The following is a 15,176-nucleotide window of genomic DNA, read 5'->3' as shown; positions in this document are numbered from 1 at the left end:
TTACATCGTCTGATGTAAAACGTAATCCACCCTCCCTTTTCCTACCCCAACTAAAATGGGCGACCTAAACAAGGTCGCCCATTTCTCATACCAACAATACCTCCACCTGCAATCGTCGCCCCACCACATCCAGCAAATCACAACCATCGCGCAGTGAAGTCACCAGCACCCGCGCCAGCTCACTGTGAATCCCCTCGCCCTCGGCAATGTTCTCCAGCAGTTGAGTCGCGGTGCGGATTCGGTAGGCCGCGGTTTCGTGCAGTACGTCGAGCGGTGCTTGGGTATCAATCAGCAGTGACGGGATGGTGCAGTCAATGCCAGTGACTGGCATGTATCGATCCATGACAAACCTCCATTGGGTAAACGAGCACGGCCACTCAGTGGTGGACGGTAGGCTGACTCTCAACCGCCTCATCAGGCGGGTCGAGGTGGTCCAGTGCTCGGTTTACCAACAACTCGGCCAGCACGGCCAACTGCTGAATCGCCAGTGCCACATTGCGCCGCGAGCCTTCGAGTTCGAACGCCAGGTCGGTGGTCATGGCGTTGATCGAGGCGAGGGTTTCGCTGGCGTGGACCAGTAAGGTTGCCGTGTCTACGTCGGGGACAATGGTGAATATATGGCTGACGGGATCAGGGTGACTGGGGTTACGCAAACGGGCACTGACGGTGCGTTGGGCGGTTTCGGAAAGCTCTATTGGATCGAGATCTTCTGATGTAGAGAGCGATGGGATTTCAAGTGGATTTCGGGTTGTCTTTTTCATAAGGAATCTCCAGGATTTTCAGGAACCCTGCGTTTTTTCGGCCTGTCAAAACCGTCCGCTCGGCTGCAGCGAAGACAGTAGGTTATCTTCCATGAATGCTTCCCGCCAGTTCATGGAAGGCGCTACGGTTTGCGGGAAATGTCCTAGGACGGTGGTTGCGATTTTGCCCAGGGGAAATACGGGACAGACCACGATCATGGACATGAGAAAACATAGCCTGCCCCCCTTCTTTGCCCTACGCTGCCGATCGGCGTTGTCGTCGGCTTATCTTTTTCCACGGACGGTACGGAACACACAAAGGAGAACACTATGAAGCAGACACTATTCGCTGGAACGCAGGGCAATCTTGCTGTGATTGAAGCAGGACACGGCGAAGGTTTGCCGGTGCTCTTCCTCCATGCGGACTCCGGTCGAGCAAGCCAGTGGGCGGAAATGCTCGAACCTATCGGACGCGGCAGGAAAGTCTATGCCCTTGATTCACGGGGCAGCGGAGACAGCTCCCCGGCTGCGGATGCTGACTATTCATATGCAGGGCGTGCGCAGGACATCATCGATACAGCCGCCGCCTTCAAGCTTGAGCGTTTCATCATCGTGGCCCACAGTGGAAGTGGTGCCGCAGCGCTGGACTATGCCGCCAAGTACGCCGACCGCGTGGCTGGCGTGTTCCTGCTTGATCCCGCGACCGATCCAAGGGCACTTCCCGATGAGGTTCGCGCCGGAATGCTGGAAGCGCTTGCAGGGCCTGCGAGCCTTGATGTGCAACAGGGGTTCTACGCCACGATTGCGGGCAATAACGTAAAGGTAACGTCCAGAGTTCTGGAAGATTGTGCTGCGGTCGATGCAGCAGCACGGTTGGGGTTTGCGGTGGCGTTCGCCAATTGGAACCCGGAACCCGCGCTGGATGCATGGAAAGGTCCTGTTTTTCTGCTGGTCAGTAGCGCGAACGACAATCCCGATGCGCTCTACGCGTTACGACCGGAGTTACCCCACGCCGTGGTGGCGGATACGGGACACTGGATACAGCTCGACCAGCCCGAAAAGGTCGAGCGGGAAATCCTGCGTTTCATCGCTAGCGTTCGATAGCGAAGTTGTTGGGAAGTACAGGGGCAGGTCAAAGCGCCTCCATTTTCACCCGAGATGAAAGTCTTTTTCAGCGTATTACCAAGCGCTTGCGAAGGCCCACGGGCTAAGACAGACTCCCCGCCTTTCCAGACTCGATAAGGATGCGAGCATTGAAGTTTGAGAGCGACCAGTTTTCCGGCAACCATGGAATTGTCTTCAACGTATCGCGCTTCACCCTGTCAGCCAGTGAACGGGGTAGCCTCAGAACGCTGCATTTTGGTGAAGCGAAAGCCGCTCACTATGAAGTGAGCAATCTGGTGGTGGAGCTGTACGACAAAATGCTCGCCAAGGATTTGCCCTGCCAAATGATGGTCGGAATCTCCAACCCCCTGACCCGGCAACAGGGGGATTTACTCAATGCCCAACGAACGAGTATCGCCATCCTCACCAGTGGTGTTTTCGCCGCAGCGAATCAAGGCGGATAGACCATGAGCGAATATGGCTTGTATGCCGGTGCTTACGCGGTGTTCCTGCTGTTCTTCTTCTATCTGAAATCCTACCGCCTCAGAAAATGGCTGGGCATCACCCTGTTCGTTCTGGGGTTTATGAGTATTTTCATGCTGCCGCCTTTCATTGCCGGCTTCGATCTGGGCATCGCTTCGACCTATGCCATCGGTAGCGGGACGGGGCTGTTTTTTAGTCGGGCCCGGTATGTGGAATGAGCCAGGTGCTCATTAATAATCGGCCACTCTCGAGATCGAAGTACGGATTTCATGCCGGGAGGCGTGGTAGGAGAACCAGCATAGGACTGGCAACCCGTCCAACTACGCAGATGAGTCGCAGACGCTTCGCATCATCTGCTAACTGCGAATCACGCTCGACGTGCCATCAATAGCATCGAGGCGGCAGCCGACAACAAACCAGCGCAACAACGGTTGAAAATTTGCTTACCCTGAGGCTGGGCAAACCAACGTCGCATATACAATCCGATGTACGCATAGATGCCAATGGCGATCCACTCCAATACCAAAAACAGAAGACCTAGCAACGCAAACTGAGAACCCATGTCTGCCGTTGGGTCGACGAATTGAGGTAAGAACGCGGTAAAAATCAGGATGGCTTTAGGGTTGCCTGCGGCGACGAGGAATTCCTGCCTTGCCAGCGCGAAAAGACCTAACGGGGCGTTTTTTGACTCGGCTTCCGCTCGTGGTTCAGCCCTCCACAACTGATATGCCAAGTAAAAAAGGTAGGCCGCGCCAACTATTTTGATCCCGTAGAAGACCAGCTCTGAAGTTTGCAACACTACGGCCAAGCCTGCCGAAACCAGCGCAATCATCAGCGCGAACGCCAGCAAGCGACCAACACCTGCCATGCATGATGTGCGGTATCCGTAGCGTGTTGCATTGCTGATAGACAGCAGGTTGTTAGGCCCTGGGGCCATATTCAGGGCAAAGCAGGCGGGCAGGAATAACGCTAGCGTCGCAAGATTCATATGGATATCTATCACCATTTTGCGTCAATCCTACATTTGAACAGGCCGCATGTGCCACCGTCCTTAGGGCTATGAGCGGTGGCGTATCCAAACAGGTGTGTCCCCGGACGCTTACCCTGATTTACCCACAGCAACCAGCACAGTCATCGCAGAAAGCAGCCCTATAGCGCTCCATTGCACCAACACAAGTTTCTGCTTGAGTGGACCCGGAAAGTTGTTTACGTCCTCTGTACGGGATCAGCGTGACTGGGTTACGCAAATTCCGAAAGCGGCTAGAACTCGACTCTGTGATAAATACCTTCAGCACCCACATTATGACCAAAACCGCACCACTCACCCGCAGTACGCTTTACCGTCATCAGTTCTTTTTTAATATCGAAGTCATAGACACAGTCGCCTTCGCCCTCTCCACTCATGGCGTAATTAGCCTTCCCATTATCAACTTCTAAGACCGTTGAAAATTCACCTATATTGGGACCGTAATACATCGCCATCAGGCCAGCATAATAACCCTGGAAATCAACTTTGTATTTCCGACCTTGCGGCTTGATCGTCATCGAGTTCCATAAAGCCGCCCCGGCATATTGCCAATACAGCCCTTCTGACTGATTCGGCAGCTTCTCCAGTGCTTTTTTTACATCATCACTGATCTTGCCAAGATTGAAGATCGATTTCTTGTCGTTTGGCAGAATACTCAGCCACGCACGGGCCTTCAGGTAATTGCCTTCATGTACGTAGGTGAGTGCAACGTTATTGTAGGCCAGCGCAATTTTCTGCTCATCCAGCTGACAACTTTCAGACCAGCCGGCCTGCTGCTCATACTGTTTCCGAGCCTTGGTGTACTGTTTGAGTTTGTAATACCTCCCACCTTCAGCGGAGTATTCACTAATTTTCAAACAGTTGGCCGTCGCCTGTTCCTCGGTAATGTCCGCACGAGCAAAAAACGGTGTCATCAGAAGCAAGATAATCGCTTCCATCTGTATGAAGCGGCGTACTGAAGGACAGAAGCGTTTAATGTCCATATTATTTTTCCTTATTTGAAAGTCGACATGCCGAGCGATGAGACGGGTAGGAGATACAGGGACAGACCACGATTACGGGCGTGAGAAGATGTGTTCTGTCCCCGTTTCTTCCTCTACTCCCCGGATAAAAATCGTTTAGTGATCATCGCCACTGCCTCCGCTGGAGACGTCAGGGCCGTGTCAATACTAAACGGCGCGTTATCCCACGCCTCATAGTCATGATCCAGTACAGACTGCCAGGTGGGTGGAGTCAGCCCAGGAACATCTACCTTCCTGGTTTCTACCCGTCGCTGGTGTTCATGTTTATCAGAGCAGACCACCTGAATATTCACTAATGGAGCACCAGAACGTGTGGCGATTTCGCTCCACGCCTTTCGGCTTTCGCTAACTGGGTTAACACAGTCAACTATGACCGTGTTACCAAAACGAAGATTGCTCAGTGCAAGCTCATTAGCGACCAAGTAACCGCTTCGCCCCACGTCTTGTGCCAGGACCCCCGCATTTCGGATAGCCTGCTCAATCGTATCGATCCGCAGATACACGGCACTGATTCTGGTAGCCAGGTCTCTGGCGATAGTCGTCTTTCCAGTGCCTGGAAGGCCGCTGAAGACAATGAGCATTCTATATCCTTCGATTAGTGAGGTAAGCCAGTTCAGGCGGTTGCCAGTTATGCGGTCGGGGGAAATCACTGATCGCTCCCCCACTTCACGGAGGTGCCCATGCGCAAGCCTTTGATATCGCTAGCGTGCGAAAACCTCAGGTGCAATCCCTCATCACCGAGCAGCATGACAGTGGCTTGCACCGTTGCACAATGATGACAATCACGCCGCAAAACCCTCCCGCCAGCAATCTTTTTTGCATAACCTCTAAAGCAAAAAAGCATAAATCCCCTCCAGAGACGGCGCCTTCGGCCACACTCTTCTAGACTTAACGGGTAGTCGTAGGCAGAACCGAACACGTCGCTTTCGTGCAGATGATTCAAAGGCGGCGTGGCAAGCTGCCCTATATGCCCTGAAGAGGTGCGGCAAAGACCGTACCGGGCCCAACAAGATGCCCGCTCAGGGTGCCTGGCCAACGGCCTGAAAATGCCACGATACCGTGACGTGGCGTGACTGCCGCAGCCGACACTTTCGGACAACCGACAACCACCTGGTTTGCCCGTGATCGTGAGGAATGCTGTATGCCTGATGAGATGTTGCACCTGTCTATGGTCAACAACCTGCTGGAGCGCCACAAGGGTTCGCCCGGCGCGCTGTTGCCGATCCTTCATGATATTCAGGAGGGCATCGGTTACATCCCCGATGCCGCCGTCCCCGAGATTGCCCATGCGCTGAACCTGAGTCAGGCCGAGGTTCGCGGGGTGATCAGCTTCTACCATGACTTCCGTACCGCCCCTCCGGCGCGGCATATCCTGCGCTTGTGCCGGGCCGAGTCCTGCCAGAGCCGCGGCGCCGAGCAGCTCGCGGCGCAATTGCGTGAACGCCTGCAACTGGACGACCACGGCAGCAGTGCCGACGGCAGCATCAGCCTGCGCCCGGTGTATTGCCTCGGCGCCTGTGCCTGCTCGCCCGCTCTGGAGCTGGATGGTCAGGTGCATGCGCGACTCAGTGCCGAGCGCCTCGATGCCCTGCTCGACGCTTGCCTGGAGGACGCATGATGCCGAGTCTTTATCTGCCCTGTGATTCGCTTGCCCGTGCCGTGGGCGCCGATGAGGTGGCCGTGGCCCTGGCCACTCAGGCCCGCGAACGCAATCTGCCGCTGGACCTGCAACGCACCAGTTCTCGTGGTCTGTACTGGCTGGAACCGCTGCTGGAAGTGGACACGCCGCAAGGCCGTATTGGCTTCGGCCCGCTGACCGCCGCCGATGTGCCATCGCTGCTCGATGCGCTGCAAGGCGAGCCGTCCGCCCATCCACTGGCTTTGGGCCTGGTGGAGGAATTGCCTTATCTGAAGTCGCAACAACGCCTGCTGTTCGCCCGCGCCGGCATTACCCGGCCGCTGTCGCTGGACGATTACCGCGCTCACGGCGGTTTCGAGGGCTTGACCCAGGCCGTCGCCTTGGGCGGTGAGCAGACCGCGACTGCTGTGTTCGATTCGGGCCTGCGTGGTCGTGGCGGCGCGGCGTTCCCGGCCGGGATCAAATGGCGCACGGTGCGCGGCACTCAGGCGGCGCAGAAATACATTGTGTGCAACGCCGACGAAGGCGACTCCGGCACTTTCGCCGACCGTATGTTGATGGAAGGTGACCCCTTCCTGTTGATCGAAGGCATGGCCATTGCCGGCATCACCGTCGGCGCCAGCTATGGCTACATCTATGTGCGCTCGGAATATCCACAAGCCGTGGCCACATTGCGCGAGGCGCTGGACATCGCCCGGGCGGCCGGTTACCTCGGCGCCAATGTCGGCGGCAGCGGTCTAGCCTTTGATATGGAAGTGCGGGTCGGTGCCGGCGCTTACATCTGCGGTGAAGAAACCGCGCTGCTCGACTCGCTCGAAGGCAAGCGCGGGATCGTCCGCGCCAAGCCGCCGATCCCGGCCTTGCAGGGCCTGTTCGGCCTGCCGACCCTGGTGCACAACGTGCTGACGCTGGCCTCGGTGCCGCTGATTATGGCCAAGGGCGCGCAGTTCTATCGTGATTACGGCATGGGCCGTTCCCTGGGCACCATGCCCTTCCAACTGGCGGGCAATGTTCGTCACGGCGGTTTGGTAGAGCGGGCCTTTGGCCTGACCCTGCGCGAACTGGTGGAAGAGTACGGCGGCGGTACCGCCAGTGGCCGACCGCTGAAAGCCGCGCAAGTGGGCGGCCCTCTCGGCGCCTGGGTGCCACCGGGGCAATTCGACACGCCGCTGGATTACGAAGCGTTCGCCGCCATCGGCGCCATGCTCGGTCACGGTGGTGTGGTGGTGGCTGACGACAGCCTCGACATGGCCCACATGGCGCGTTTCGCCATGCAGTTCTGCGCCGAGGAATCCTGTGGCAAATGTACTCCCTGCCGCATCGGCTCGACCCGTGGCGTGGAGGTGATCGACCGCCTGCTGGCCGCGCCGGACCAGAGCAGTCGCGATGAACAGGTGATCATCCTCAAGGACCTGTGCGACACCCTGCAGTACGGTTCGCTGTGCGCGCTGGGCGGCATGACTTCCTATCCAGTGGTCAGCGCTCTCAAGTACTTCCCCGCTGACTTCGGTCTGCAAGCCTCGGAGGCCGACCAATGATCACTCTCTTCGACCCGAACACCGATATCGATCTGGGCACCCCGGCTCGCCACAGCGAAGTGCAGGTCACCCTGAACATCGACGGCCAAAGCATCAGCGTGCCCGAAGGCACGTCGGTGATGCGCGCCGCCGCGCTGCTGGGCACCACTATTCCCAAACTGTGTGCCACCGACAGCCTGGAAGCCTTCGGCTCCTGCCGCATGTGCCTGGTCGAGATCGACGGCATGCGCGGTTACCCGGCGTCCTGCACCACGCCGGTCAGCGAAGGCATGAGCGTGCACACCCAGACGCCAAAGCTCGCGACCCTGCGCCGCAACGTCATGGAGCTGTACATCTCCGATCACCCGCTGGACTGCCTGACCTGTTCGGCCAACGGCAACTGCGAGCTGCAAACCGTCGCCGGCCAGGTCGGCCTGCGGGAAGTGCGTTACGGCTATGAAGGCGAGAACCATCTGGACGACCAGAAGGACACCTCCAACCCCTACTTCGACTACGACCCGAGCAAGTGCATCGTCTGCAACCGCTGCGTGCGCGCCTGCGAAGAAACCCAGGGTACCTTTGCCCTGACCATTACCGGGCGCGGTTTCGAATCCCGGGTCGCGGCCGCCGGTGGCGAGAACTTCCTCGACTCGGAATGCGTGTCCTGCGGCGCCTGTGTACAAGCCTGCCCAACCGCAACCCTGATGGAAAAAAGCGTGGTCGAGCTGGGTCAGCCCGAACACAGCGTAATCACCACCTGCGCCTATTGCGGCGTGGGCTGCTCGTTCCGCGCCGAGATGAAAGGCGACCAGGTCGTGCGCATGGTCCCCGACAAGAATGGCCAGGCTAACCACGGCCACTCCTGCGTCAAAGGGCGTTTTGCCTGGGGCTACGCGACCCACCCGGATCGCATCACCAAGCCGATGATCCGCAAGCACATCAACGACCCTTGGCAGGAAGTCAGCTGGGACGAAGCGGTGACCTACGCCGCCAGTGAATTCCGCCGCTTGCAGCAAAAATATGGCCGCGACTCCATTGGTGGCATCACCTCCAGCCGCTGCACCAACGAAGAAACCTACCTGGTGCAAAAACTGGTGCGCGCCGCGTTTGGCAACAACAACGTCGACACCTGTGCGCGGGTCTGCCACTCGCCGACCGGCTATGGCCTGAAACAAACCCTGGGCGAGTCCGCCGGCACTCAGAGCTTCGACTCGGTGATGCAGGCCGACGTGATTCTGGTGATGGGCGCCAACCCGAGCGACGCCCACCCGGTGTTCGCCTCCCAGCTCAAGCGCCGCCTGCGTGAAGGCGCGCGGTTGATCGTTATCGACCCACGCCGCATTGACCTGGTGGACACGGTGCATGCCCGCGCCGAACTGCATCTGGCCCTGCGCCCGGGCACCAACGTCGCCATGCTCAACGCCCTGGCCCACGTCATCGTCACCGAAGGCCTGCTCAACCAGGACTTTATCGACGCCCGTTGCGAGGGCAGCGATTTCGCCCAGTGGAAGGCGTTCGTCAGCCGTGCGGAAAACTCGCCGGAAGTCCTTGGCGAGATCTGCGGCGTCGCCGCTGCCGACATCCGCGCCGCCGCCCGGCTGTATGCCACCGGTGGCAATGCGGCGATCTACTACGGCTTGGGCGTTACCGAACACAGCCAGGGCAGCACCGCGGTCATGGGCATCGCCAACCTGGCCATGGTCACTGGCAACATCGGCCGCGAAGGCGTGGGCGTGAACCCGCTGCGTGGGCAGAACAACGTTCAGGGCTCCTGCGACATGGGCTCCTTCCCGCACGAGTTGCCCGGCTACCGGCACATCTCCAACGAGGTGGTACGAGCGCAATTCGAACAAGCCTGGAACGTTACGCTGCAACCCGATCCGGGCCTGCGTATTCCCAACATGTTCGAAGCCGCCCTGGGCGGCAGCTTCAAGGGCTTGTATTGCCAGGGTGAAGACATCGCCCAGAGCGACCCGAATACCCAGCACGTCACCGCGGCCCTGTCGGCCATGGAATGCATCGTGGTGCAGGACATTTTCCTCAACGAAACCGCCAAGTTCGCCCACGTGTTCTTGCCGGGCAGTTCGTTCCTGGAAAAAGACGGCACCTTCACCAACGCCGAGCGACGCATCTCCCGAGTACGCAAAGTCATGGAACCGCTGGGCGGCAAGGCCGACTGGGAAGGCACGGTGGCCCTGGCCAACGCCCTCGGTTACCCGATGAACTACCAGCATCCGTCGCAAATCATGGATGAAATCGCCAGCCTGACGCCGACCTTCACCAACGTCAGCTACGCCTCGCTGGATCGCCACGGCAGCCTGCAATGGCCGTGCAACGCCGCAGCACCGGACGGCACGCCGACCATGCACATCGAGGAATTCGTGCGCGGCAAGGGGCGCTTCATGCTCACCGGCTACGTGCCCACCGAGGAAAAGGTCAACAGCCGCTATCCGCTGCTGCTGACCACCGGGCGGATCCTCAGCCAGTACAACGTCGGCGCCCAGACCCGGCGTACCGAAAACGTCGCCTGGCACGACGAAGACCGCCTGGAAATCCACCCGACCGACGCCGAGAGCCGCGGCATCAACGAAGGTGACTGGGTCGGCATCGGCAGCCGCGCCGGACAAACCGTCCTGCGTGCGCGAATCACCGAACGAGTAGCCCCGGGCGTGGTGTACACCACCTTCCACTTCCCGGAATCGGGGGCCAACGTCATCACCACCGACAACTCCGACTGGGCCACCAACTGTCCGGAGTACAAGGTCACCGCCGTGGAAGTCAGCCGCGTCTACCACCCTTCCGAATGGCAAAAACGCTATCAGGAGTTCAGCGACGAACAACAACGCCTGCTCGACGAACGCCGTCAGGCCCGCGCTGCCGGAGCAAAAGCCGAGGTACGCCGATGAGCACCGCCAACCTGATCAAAATGGCCAACCAGATCGCCCAGTACTTCGCCAGCGAGCCGGACCAGAAACAGGCCGTGCTCGACGTGCGTAATCACCTGAAAATGTACTGGACGCCCGGCATGCGCAAGGAATTGCTGGCCTGGCAGACAGAGCATCAAGGGGCAGACTTGCACCCGCTGGTGCAGGCGGCAGTCAGTGAGGCGGGCTGGGAGGCTTAGGTTCATCTGATCCATTGAAATTGCCCCTTGGTTTGTGAAGACAGGCCAAGGGGCAACCTCATGCTCCGCTTGATAACGCCCCGCCGCTCCTCCCCCAAAAACCACCGTCCCCCTGTTATTTGCAGCCTTTCCTGCAGTCGATCAAATAACGCATATCAACACTGACCTGATATTTCCAATTCATCCAAGGGCTGCACATTTCCCGGGGTGAGTATTGGGCGCCCGACTATACTAAGAAGGTTTAGTACATAGTGATGAATGCTGTGGGTGGAGGCATTAGACGTGATGGAAGTTCATATATGACCACCCTTGGAAGTTGGTGATTAATATTAATTATTCATGATGCCTTGGTGCAGCGGAGAGGACTTTATATGAACACCCTGTTGAATGAACTGCACACTTACCATCATGAGGTGGCTAAAAAAATTACCCAGATCAAAGGATTACTGGGAAAAATGAAACATGAGTCCGCCGATGCCGATGATCGCAAGCTGTTGTTTCAGGAACTGGAAGCCTTGCATGGCGACGCAGAGCGGCATCACCATGAAAATGAAGAGATTATCCGGCGGGCCTTGCTGGAGACCGAGGCACCGATCCATCCACGGGTCAAGGATATCGAGCGCGACCATCTGGCATTTGGGCGCATTGCTGGACAACTCAAGGCGTTGGAAGATTCAACTCAGGAAATGAAAGTGATCGCTGATACCATCGATGACTTTATCAAGAAATACTATGATCATATGGAGTCCGAGGAGAACATCTTCTTCCCGATGGCAGATAAGTGGCTGTCAGAAACTCAGTGGCAGGAAGTAAGGAGTCAGTGGCATTAGTTGGAGCGCCCAACCACGTCCAGCCAATAGCAGCCATCACGCAGTGAAAATACAGGGACAGACCACGATAATGAATATGAGAAACCGTGGTTTGTCCTCTCATGTCCGTTTTACACGAACATCACACTAACGCTCGCCATTTATCGCTCAGTAAACAATTTCACTTCGAATTGCCTGCATGACGATATTCGACAAACGCTCGGTCAGCGGATCAGGGTTAGCCTCTCTTCGGTGCAGCATCAGGGCTATGGAGGGTAAAGGCGGCAAACCTCGTTCGCCGGCAGCCAACAGTTCGGTCCCCGATTGCAAGCCCAGGGCTGTCCTGATCGTGTAGCCCAAACCGGCTTCGGTCGCCGCGGACAGGCCGTTAAGGCTGGAACTGGTAAACGACAGCAGCCAGGGAATTCCCTCGCGATTCAGCGCCGCAGTGGCCATCGAATGAAAAGGACATGGCGTGTCAAACGCAATGATGGGCAGCGGTGTCCCTGATTCGACGCGCCAGTCGAGGTACTGGTGAGAAGAGCCAATCCACTCCATTTGCAGTTCCGCCACCCTCTCCCGGTATCCGACGTCCGGCACGTCACCCCACACCACCGCCAAATCGAGCGAGCCATTTTCGATCCGGTTCAGCAGGTCAGCATTGCGCGCAATCCGGGCTTCCACTCGAACATCGGGATGAGCCCTGGCGAACCTGCCCAACACCGTCGGCAAGAAGCTACTGAAATCCTCCTGAAGCCCGAGGCGTACCCATCCCTTGAGCTTCAGCTCGGAGACGGCAGTGATGGTCTCGTCGTTGAGACTCAAAAGACGCCGAGAGTAATTGAGCAGCACCTCTCCCGTATCAGTCAGGGCAAGCCCGCGACCTGCCTTTTTGAAAAGTGCTGAGCCCACCTGGGCTTCCAGTTTCTTCAACTGGGCGCTGATGGCTGACGTCGAACGCGCGAGTTTTTGCGCCGCCTTGGCAAAGCTGCCCAGTTCGACCCCGGTGACGAAACTGCGCATGGCATCTAGATCGAAATTTACCGGCCTCATAACAATCCTGTTTTTCGGGACGAATACGAAAAATAATTTGATATTCGAGACGATACCCTCATGAGAGTCTTTTGGCCCACAACTATTCAACGAGTGGGATTTTTATGCCTGTGGATAACGGTCACCGCTGGAAAGTGCTGGGTGTCGGCGTTGCTGCCAACGCAAGCTTTTCCAGTGTCGTGGGTGGACTACCCGCGACAGCGGTTTATATGCGAGCAACGTATCAGCTCGATAACGCCGAGTTGGGGCTGGTCTTGGGGATTTTGGGACTCGGTATTGCCGTCAGCGAGATCCCGTGGGGATTATTGACTGATCGCTGGGGTGATCGCCCTGTGCTGCTGACGGGGCTTCTCACTTCCGGGATCGCACTGATTGGGCTGGCCATGCTGGCCTTGTATGCACCCACGATAGTGTTGCTGGCCATCGGGCTGTTCGTGGTGGGCCTGCTGGGGAGCAGCGTCAACGGCGCCAGTGGTCGAGCCATCATGGCCTGGTTCAAAGAGGGCGAACGAGGGCTGGCCATGAGCATTCGGCAAACGGCGGTCCCGGGCGGTTATGCCTTGGGGGCGGTCGTGCTGCCCTACCTTGCCCATACCTATGGATTTGTCGAAGTATTCAGTGCTTCTGCCATCTTCTGTCTTATTGCCTGCCTGTTTGCCGGGTTCTGGTTGTATGAGCCGGACTTCTCCAGCGACGCGGCAAAAAAACAGAGTCAGGAGCCCACAGCCAGCCCGTTGAAAGATTCCAGAGTCTGGCGAATCGTTTTAGCCATCGGCCTGCTCTGCGCCCCGCAATTTGCCATTCTTACTTATGCCGCCGTGTTCTTTCATGACGTTGGCAACATCAACATCACGCTGGTTTCCGCGACGTTGGCGGTTATACAGATCGGCGCGATCGTCAGCAGAATCTGGAGCGGACGTTGGACCGATAAAAATAAAAACCGCCGTAGCTACCTTAAAACCTGTGCATGGTTGAGTGCCCTGACCTTTTTGATTCTGGGCAGCACGGTATCGGCCGCGAGCTTTTACGGCATGAGCGAAACACCACTGGCCAGCGCCCTGATCATTGGCGTGATGGTAATCGCCGGGATCAGTGTTTCTGCCTGGCACGGCGTGGCTTACACCGAACTCGCGACACTGGCAGGCGCCAGCCGGGCCGGCACCGCGCTGGCCATGGGCAATACCTGCGTGTTTGTCGTGCTGTTCGCTACCCCTATCGCGGCGTCCGCCCTCATGACTCATTTCTCATGGGGCGTGGTGTGGCTGGCTGCAGCCTTTTGTGCCCTGTTGACGGTGCCGCTATTTCCACCCGTGGAAAAAGCCTATGCATTGGAACTTCGCTCGGCCTGAAATCGCTCCCCCTTGAAACGCCAAGGGGGATACGGCGACAGACCACGACTTTAGAGGTGAGAAAACGTAGTCCCGTTTTTTTGTGGCCGGGGAGCGCGGGCAATGACTTACAGAGCCTCTCCATACAACAGGGCGATTTCGTATCCATCCATTCCGAGATTGCCCTGGTGAATGGCAACACCGCCGTCGGTACCGGGAATCCTGTGCTGCAAAATCCGGAAATATGCCGCGTTGCGCACACCGTTCAAATGCCCACCATTACTGGCGTAGTAAGGGAAGGTTTCCGGATGCAAGGTCCAACCGGCGGCTCTTGCATAGGCCAGGGCAAGTCGCTGACCAGCATTGCTTGTATAAACGTTGAAGCCCTCATTGCGAAAGACCTCCGCGGCCAGTGTGGTGGGCAGCAACGTATAGTGGGTATACGAAAGGCCATTGACTCCTTTATCGGGTCCGCCACACCAATCTGTGGTGTTGCTCCGGCAGATCTCAGCCGCCATTGACCCATCTAACGACACCTGACTAAGCATCAGGGCGCCCCATCGATTTTTTGCCTTCTCCATGAGGTGACGGTCATTGAGATAGGCGGCACTGCTGGCTTCAAGCAGCACACCCCAGTTGCCAAAGTTGTTTGCTCGCGATGCGACCGACAGGGGCAGCACTCGTTCGCGCAGGAAACTCTTGAACGCAGCGTCATGCCACTGACTGTCAGCACGCAGCATCACCGCGGCCAACACATACTTGGGAAACGTGAAGTTGAAATCGGCGGTACCTTGCCCACGGTCGATGTGTTGCACACCTGCCGCCCACGCATCGAGTATGCTCTCACTGGTTTTCGCGTATTGCCGATCGCCGCTCAGCGCAAAACACAGCGCCTCTTGATAGGCGACGTTACCGTCGTCTCCCAGTGACTTGGCGATGCGTTGCTCGCCTGCCCGGTCGACATAATGCGCTGGCGGGGTGAAATCAGCGACTGGATGCGGGGTGTAGTCGAGGTTCCGATCGCACGTCGCACGAAGTGCGGACCATCGCTCTGGTGACGCGCGTAGCGAATCGACCAGTTCCGCACTTGGCCAGGCTGCCTGCTTGCCGGGCACTACTGTTTTGGAAGACGCGGCATGTTGAGCTTCCTGGGCAGCACAGCCCGTACAGACCTGAATCCAGAGGACAGCGGCAGCCAGGTTTCGAACTCTGGTGGATAGCCGGTTTGGCACGATTTTACGAAGAATCATACAGTGGGCGTCCGTTCGCGTTTATCAACGCATGGAAGGTTTCCGAGTGTGCCTCGGCCCCAATTCATTTGATAGCGGCC

Annotated in this window: 15 protein-coding genes and 1 pseudogene; 9 read left to right on the top strand and 7 right to left on the bottom strand. The window is 57.7% G+C overall.

Translation table 11 applies throughout. The annotated features are described in order from the left end of the window. Positions 1 to 85: 85 nt before the first annotated feature. Together AABM55_RS05300 and AABM55_RS05295 are read right to left on the bottom strand one after the other, a co-directional pair. On the bottom strand, positions 86 to 343 hold the full coding sequence (locus AABM55_RS05300; RefSeq protein WP_347929003.1) for a hypothetical protein: 258 nt from the start codon (positions 341 to 343) through the stop codon (positions 86 to 88). A 34-nt stretch (positions 344 to 377) separates the two neighbouring features. Then, complete coding sequence (locus tag AABM55_RS05295) at positions 378 to 761, bottom strand: DUF6124 family protein (RefSeq protein WP_347929002.1); 384 nt, start codon at positions 759 to 761, stop codon at positions 378 to 380. Between the two features lie 309 nt (positions 762 to 1,070). Here AABM55_RS05295 and AABM55_RS05290 point away from each other — a divergent pair, with 309 nt between their 5' ends. The 3 genes and pseudogenes from AABM55_RS05290 (at position 1,071) to AABM55_RS05280 (ending at position 2,545) form a co-directional block, all read left to right on the top strand. After that, complete coding sequence (locus tag AABM55_RS05290; RefSeq protein ID WP_347929001.1) at positions 1,071 to 1,844, top strand: alpha/beta hydrolase; 774 nt, start codon at positions 1,071 to 1,073, stop codon at positions 1,842 to 1,844. Positions 1,845 to 1,993: 149 nt separating this feature from the next. Further along, a pseudogene (locus AABM55_RS05285) lies at positions 1,994 to 2,293 on the top strand (hypothetical protein); the annotation flags it as partial. Between the two features lie 18 nt (positions 2,294 to 2,311). Continuing rightward, positions 2,312 to 2,545 carry a hypothetical protein gene (locus tag AABM55_RS05280; protein WP_054595783.1) on the top strand — a complete coding sequence of 78 codons (234 nt, stop codon included), beginning with the start codon at positions 2,312 to 2,314 and terminating at the stop codon, positions 2,543 to 2,545. A 149-nt stretch (positions 2,546 to 2,694) separates the two neighbouring features. On the opposite strand, the gene AABM55_RS05275 is transcribed toward AABM55_RS05280, so the two are convergent. From AABM55_RS05275 to AABM55_RS05265, 3 genes are all read right to left on the bottom strand, one after another. After that, on the bottom strand, positions 2,695 to 3,315 hold the full coding sequence (locus AABM55_RS05275; protein WP_347929993.1) for a LysE family translocator: 621 nt from the start codon (positions 3,313 to 3,315) through the stop codon (positions 2,695 to 2,697). A gap of 272 nt (positions 3,316 to 3,587) precedes the next feature. Next, a complete protein-coding gene (locus tag AABM55_RS05270) occupies positions 3,588 to 4,337 on the bottom strand; it encodes a tetratricopeptide repeat protein (RefSeq protein ID WP_347929000.1) in 750 nt (249 codons plus the stop codon). A 113-nt stretch (positions 4,338 to 4,450) separates the two neighbouring features. Continuing rightward, on the bottom strand, positions 4,451 to 4,957 hold the full coding sequence (locus AABM55_RS05265; protein ID WP_347928999.1) for an AAA family ATPase: 507 nt from the start codon (positions 4,955 to 4,957) through the stop codon (positions 4,451 to 4,453). A gap of 560 nt (positions 4,958 to 5,517) precedes the next feature. On the opposite strand from AABM55_RS05265, the gene AABM55_RS05260 reads away from it, so the two are divergent. The 5 genes from AABM55_RS05260 to AABM55_RS05240 all read left to right on the top strand — a co-directional run bounded on the left by AABM55_RS05260 (position 5,518) and on the right by AABM55_RS05240 (position 11,486). Then, entirely contained in the window at positions 5,518 to 5,994 is a 477-nt protein-coding gene (locus AABM55_RS05260) for a formate dehydrogenase subunit gamma (RefSeq protein ID WP_054595777.1), read from the top strand. Then, positions 5,991 to 7,553, top strand: a complete 1,563-nt coding sequence (locus tag AABM55_RS05255) for an NADH-ubiquinone oxidoreductase-F iron-sulfur binding region domain-containing protein (RefSeq protein ID WP_347928998.1) — start codon at positions 5,991 to 5,993, stop codon at positions 7,551 to 7,553. The genes AABM55_RS05260 and AABM55_RS05255 overlap by 4 nt, the downstream gene beginning before the upstream one ends. Beyond that, the gene (fdhF, locus tag AABM55_RS05250; RefSeq protein WP_347928997.1) at positions 7,550 to 10,438 is read left to right on the top strand and encodes a formate dehydrogenase subunit alpha; all 2,889 of its coding nucleotides are present in this window, start codon (positions 7,550 to 7,552) and stop codon (positions 10,436 to 10,438) included. Before AABM55_RS05255 ends, fdhF begins: the two co-directional genes overlap by 4 nt. After that, positions 10,435 to 10,656 (top strand): formate dehydrogenase subunit delta, encoded by a 222-nt coding sequence (locus tag AABM55_RS05245; RefSeq protein WP_347928996.1) that lies wholly within the window; start codon positions 10,435 to 10,437, stop codon positions 10,654 to 10,656. The genes fdhF and AABM55_RS05245 overlap by 4 nt, the downstream gene beginning before the upstream one ends. Positions 10,657 to 11,027: 371 nt before the next feature. Beyond that, entirely contained in the window at positions 11,028 to 11,486 is a 459-nt protein-coding gene (locus AABM55_RS05240) for a hemerythrin domain-containing protein (protein WP_103318104.1), read from the top strand. Positions 11,487 to 11,633: 147 nt separating this feature from the next. On the opposite strand, the gene AABM55_RS05235 is transcribed toward AABM55_RS05240, so the two are convergent. Next, entirely contained in the window at positions 11,634 to 12,488 is an 855-nt protein-coding gene (locus tag AABM55_RS05235) for a LysR substrate-binding domain-containing protein (RefSeq protein WP_347928995.1), read from the bottom strand. Positions 12,489 to 12,652: 164 nt separating this feature from the next. Here AABM55_RS05235 and AABM55_RS05230 point away from each other — a divergent pair, with 164 nt between their 5' ends. Continuing rightward, on the top strand, positions 12,653 to 13,867 hold the full coding sequence (locus tag AABM55_RS05230) for an MFS transporter (RefSeq protein WP_347928994.1): 1,215 nt from the start codon (positions 12,653 to 12,655) through the stop codon (positions 13,865 to 13,867). 107 nt (positions 13,868 to 13,974) lie between these two features. On the opposite strand, the gene AABM55_RS05225 is transcribed toward AABM55_RS05230, so the two are convergent. Further along, on the bottom strand, positions 13,975 to 15,096 hold the full coding sequence (locus tag AABM55_RS05225) for an alginate lyase family protein (RefSeq protein WP_347928993.1): 1,122 nt from the start codon (positions 15,094 to 15,096) through the stop codon (positions 13,975 to 13,977). Between the last annotated feature and the right edge of the window lie 80 nt (positions 15,097 to 15,176).

Source organism: Pseudomonas helvetica, assembly GCF_039908645.1.
Taxonomy (GTDB): Bacteria; Pseudomonadota; Gammaproteobacteria; order Pseudomonadales; family Pseudomonadaceae; genus Aquipseudomonas; species Aquipseudomonas helvetica.
Note: the sequence above shows the minus strand (reverse complement) of the source record. Positions and strands in the feature narration are given on the sequence as shown.